Source organism: Mesorhizobium sp. M1396 (genome assembly GCF_040317725.1).
GTDB lineage: Bacteria > Pseudomonadota > Alphaproteobacteria > Rhizobiales > Rhizobiaceae > Mesorhizobium.
The window spans coordinates 1-4644 of record NZ_JAMYLA010000120.1; the positions used below are offsets into that span (position 1 = coordinate 1).

The window sequence follows — 4644 nt, forward strand, 5'->3', positions numbered from 1 at the left end:
GTCCAACAGCTCAATCCACTCCTTCGCGGATGGATAGCCTATTATGGCCGCTACAGCCGTTCGGCCCTGTCGACTCTGGCTGATTACGTCAACCGGAAGCTCAGGGCGTGGATCATGCGAAAGTTCAAACGCTTTCAGTCCCTGTTGTAGTCCTTCTTCACGCGCTCGCGCAGCTTCGCTCGATCGCGCGCGACGCGCACAGCAGTTGTATCCGAAGACCCAAGCAGTCGTTGCTGGGCCCCGACGGCACGGCCGGGCCCCGGCTATCATGTTTCGCCTCCTGAGATTGAAATCGTCTGTCCCGTGATGGACCGGGCCGCATTGTCACACAGCCAAAGCACGGCGGCGGCAACCTCGTGCGGTTTGATGAAGCGGCCTTGCGGATTGGTCGAGGCAAGGCTCGCCCGCGCCTCACTGGCCGAGCGGTCTGTCTTTTCGACGATGCGCCGGATGGATTCTTCCAGCATGTCAGTTTCGACAAAGCCCGGGCACACGGCGTTGACGGTGATGCCGGATTTGGCGGTCTCGGCGGCTAAAGCGCGCATCAGCCCGATGACCCCGTGCTTGGCGGCGACGTAAGGAGCGACATAGGTATAGCCCTTGAGGCCAGCCGTCGAGGCGACGAAAACTATGCGGCCCCGCTTGCGCGCCAGCATGCCTGCCAGCGCAGGCTTCACCGTCAAGAAGGCGCCGGTGAGGTTGACGTCGAGCGTGCGCTGCCACTCGGCTATGGGCGTCTTGTGCGCCAATGCGCTGCCGGCCACGCCGGCATTGGCGACGACAATGTCGAACGGCCCACGCGCCGCTTCAGCCTTCTCGTAAATGGCCGCCATTGCCGTCTCATTGGTGACGTCGGCCGCGATACCGAAGATACGGTCACTTTCGCCGGCCACCCTGGAGAGCTCCGCTTCGCGACGACCGCAAATGGTGACGGCGACACCGGCTTCCGCCAGCGCCAGCGCGGTTGCCTTGCCGACGCCGGAGCCGCCGCCGGTCACCAGCGCATGCCTGCCGGCTATTGCTTGAGCGGCGCTCATACCTTCAGCCCCGCGGCCGCTTCGCGTCCGGCCATCAGGATCGAGTTGGCGTGATGCGGCTCGTAGATGTTGCCGATCGCCATCGTCGCGATGCCGACCTCGTTGCGGTCGGAGAACGGCGTCTGGAACATGCGGCCATACACCGGCTTGGCAGCGATCGTGGTTGCCGAGACGTCGCAGAGGTCGACGCCGGCTTGATGCAGAAGCTTGGCGATCTTGACCGCATCGGTCGGCGTGACGCCTTCGATGCCCACCCAGTCATTGGCCGAGATGCGCACCGAGATCGGCTTTTCGGCCGGCCACACCGCGCGCCCCGCGTCAAAGATCTCCAACCGATAGAGGATGCGGTTTTCCAGCGAACCGCCATACGCGTCCGTACGCCGGTTGGTGACCGGCGTGATGAAGGACGACAGGAGATAGCCATGCGCGGCGTGGATCTCCAGCATGTCGAAGCCGCAGCGGTCGGCCATCTCAGCCGAAGCCACGAATTCGTCGCGCACTCTGTCCATGTCGGCGCGGTCCATCGCCTTCGGCACCTGATTCTGCGGCGACCACGCGACCGCCGAGGCCGCCATGACAGGCCAGTTGCCGGAGGCCAGCGGCACGTCGGTTCCCTCCCAGCCGAGCCGGGTCGAACCCTTGGCGCCGGAATGGCCGATCTGGGCACAGAGCTTGGCTTCGGTCTCGGTGTGGACGAAATCGACAAGCCGCTTCCATGCCACCTCATGTTCAGGTGCGTAGAAGCCCGGACAACCAGGCGTGATGCGCCCTTCCGGGCTGACGCAGGTCATCTCGATGTAGAGGAGACCGGCACCGCCCTTGGCCCGCTCGGCGTAATGGGTGAAATGCCAGTCGGTCGGGCATCCGTCGACGGCCTTGTACTGCGCCATCGGCGAGACGACGACACGATTGTTGAGCCGCATGTCGCGCAGCTTGAACGGCGCGAACATCGGCGCGCGACGCAGGCTGTTGCCGCCGGCACCGGCCTGGCGCTGGAACCATTCCTCCGCGCTTTCAAGCCATTCGGCGTCGCGTAGCCGCAGGTTCTCGTGGCTGATGCGCTGCGAGCGGGTCAGCAGCGAATAGTTGAACTGCACCGGGTCGAGGCCGAGATAGCGCTCGACCTCCTCGAACCATTCGAGCGAATTGCGCGCCGCCGATTGCAGCTTCAGCACTTCGGTGCGGCGCGCATCCTCATATTTGCGGAAGGCGGCGTCGAGGTCCGGTTCGGTTTCGACATAGTCGGCCAGAGCCACCGCGCTTTCCAGTGCCAGCTTGGTGCCCGAGCCGATCGAGAAATGCGCCGATGCCGCCGCGTCGTCCATCAACGCCAGGTTCTTGTGCGACCAGCGCTCGCACAGCACGCGTGGGAAATTGATCCAGGCCGAACCGCGAATGTGGTTGGCGTTGGTCATCAGCGGGTGGCCGCCAAGATGTTTTTCGAAGATGCCCTCGCAGACCGCGATCGATTCCTGCTGCGTCATCGCGCCGAAGCCGAAGCGCTCCCACGTCTCCTGGTTGCATTCGACGATGAAGGTCGCGGTCTCGCTGTCGAACTGGTAGGCATGCGCCCACACCCAGCCATGCTCCGTCTTCTCGAAGATGAAGGTGAAGGCATTATCGAATTTCTGCGTCGTGCCGAGCCACACGAACTTGCATTTGCGGGTGTCGATGTCGGGCTTGAAGACATCGGCGAAGGCGGCGCGGGACTTCGAGTTCAACCCATTCGCTGCGACCACCAGGTCATGCGTCTCCATATAGGGCCGGGGGTCGGAGATATCGGTCTCGAACATCATCTTGATACCGAGCTCGCGCGCCCGCCGCTGCAGTAGGATCAGGAGCCGCTTGCGGCCGATGCCGCAGAAACCGTGGCCGGAGGACACCGTGCGCACGCCGCCATGGATGACGGCGATGTCGTCCCAATAAGCGAAATGCTTCTTGATCCAGACGGCGCTGACCGGGTCGTTCCGGGTCAGGTTTTCCAGCGTTTCGGCCGACAGCACCACGCCCCAGCCGAATGTGTCGTCGGCGCGGTTGCGCTCGTAGACCGTCACCTCATGCGCGGCGTCGCGCAGCTTCAGCGAGATGGCAAAGTAGAGTCCGGCCGGTCCGCCGCCGAGAACCGCAACCTTCATGTCTTGCGATCTCCTCTTCGCTTGCTGGTTTCAGGATAAATAAGGCTGATTTGGTTCATGAAACGCATTACTGCCGTCGACGATCTTGGGCGCGAAAGCTTCGGAGGATCCCCATCAAATGATATCAGCATCAGGATGGCTCCTTGCAACCCACCAAAGTAGGTAGCGTCTCTATCCCTGTTGATCGTGTATCCATCCATCAGGAGCGTGTCGTCCATACACACGCAGTTCGTCACGATATGGGACAGTTACCATGACAGAAGGCATAGTAAATCCGCTGCACATATCACGATTCATCAAAATATACGATGAAGAGGCTGTCAAAAAAGGCGTTAGAATATCGATAGGCTTCGACTTTAGCACATATATATCAATCACAGAGACAACACCAACAAAGAGGGCTACATATCCGAATTTTCGGCCAGATCGATCGCCAATTAAAGAAGGTGATGGATTTTGGATTGTCGGCGTCGACACCAATAATGAAGTCGTTCTGTTGGACGCCGCTCGATTGTACGACCTTTCATGTGGCAATTTTGCAGAACACCTTGAATCACTGAAGGCATTCTATGCTGTCCCAGCCGTACACGCCCATTCAGAGGACAGCTGTACTTGCATGGCGCCGAGCGCAAAGAAAATAACCGGGAAGGTATGCTACCTGGGGGATCTCTGGGTCCGAAAAGACTTCAGAGGACAGGGCATGCCCAGGATCGCGGCAGGAATAGCATTCGGTGTGTCTTTCGCTTTGTGGATGCCAGACTTTCTTTGTGCGCTTGTTGCGCAGTGGTCGTTAGATAAGGGCGTTGTTGCGCAGTACGACATGCCGCATCATGAACCTGGCGGGTCGATATTGAGGCTGGTTGAAGAGCAGGCAGAGGACGACGATTGGCTTATTTGGTTAACCGGCGATGAGTTGAAGAGCCGTATTGATGGTCACAACACATCGGCTCAGTTTTAGCCGTGTCGTTTCGACCGATACGAGTGCTCTATGCAGATTGACCTTATCCACGTTAACAAGGCCGATGGCTACTGCTTCATCAGGCGCATGACTGCGTCAGATGCGAAAGCCTCGGAGAATCCTTGTCGAATAATACTTCAGGATGGCGGCAAGCCACCAAAATATAAATCAACTCGATTAATGTTCATTGTGTATCCGTCGATTGGAATAGCGTCGTCCAATCTTTGCGGCGCCGTTCGTCACAACCACAATAGGCAAGCTGCCGTGAAAAAAGCATATCTAACCAGTTGAACGTCTCAGGCTTATTCAAAGTATATAACGAGGGCACTTCCCAAAACCGTGACATAGTTTCGAAGCAAATAGCCATCTCAATAAAGGTAGTCAAGGAGTTCGGACATGCAGGGCGTTTCAAGGCTGGGCCATAACCGCGGAGAGGTCATTGGGCCGAAGTCTCGCGATGAATTTCAACGTGCGCTCAAGATCACCCCAGGCGGAAGCATGCGTGCTGCGCCTT

At 59.2% G+C, this 4644-nt stretch carries 3 protein-coding genes and 1 pseudogene; 2 read left to right on the forward strand and 2 right to left on the reverse strand.

Annotated elements, in window-relative coordinates:
• Positions 1-150 (forward strand): group II intron maturase-specific domain-containing protein (locus NKH02_RS34015; RefSeq protein ID WP_352884207.1); only part of this gene is annotated, 150 nt, incomplete at its 5' end.
• Positions 151-266: 116 nt separating this feature from the next.
• On the opposite strand, the gene NKH02_RS34020 is transcribed toward NKH02_RS34015, so the two are convergent.
• Both NKH02_RS34020 and NKH02_RS34025 read right to left on the reverse strand, forming a co-directional pair.
• Positions 267-1037, reverse strand: coding sequence for an SDR family NAD(P)-dependent oxidoreductase (locus NKH02_RS34020; protein WP_352884203.1), 771 nt, complete (start codon positions 1035-1037; stop codon positions 267-269).
• A gap of 23 nt (positions 1038-1060) precedes the next feature.
• Positions 1061-3172 (reverse strand): annotated as a pseudogene (locus NKH02_RS34025) (bifunctional salicylyl-CoA 5-hydroxylase/oxidoreductase); the annotation flags it as partial.
• Between the two features lie 253 nt (positions 3173-3425).
• Between NKH02_RS34025 and NKH02_RS34030 the strand changes: the two are divergent.
• Positions 3426-4130, forward strand: coding sequence for a hypothetical protein (locus NKH02_RS34030; protein WP_352884205.1), 705 nt, complete (start codon positions 3426-3428; stop codon positions 4128-4130).
• The last annotated feature ends 514 nt before the right edge of the window (positions 4131-4644 follow it).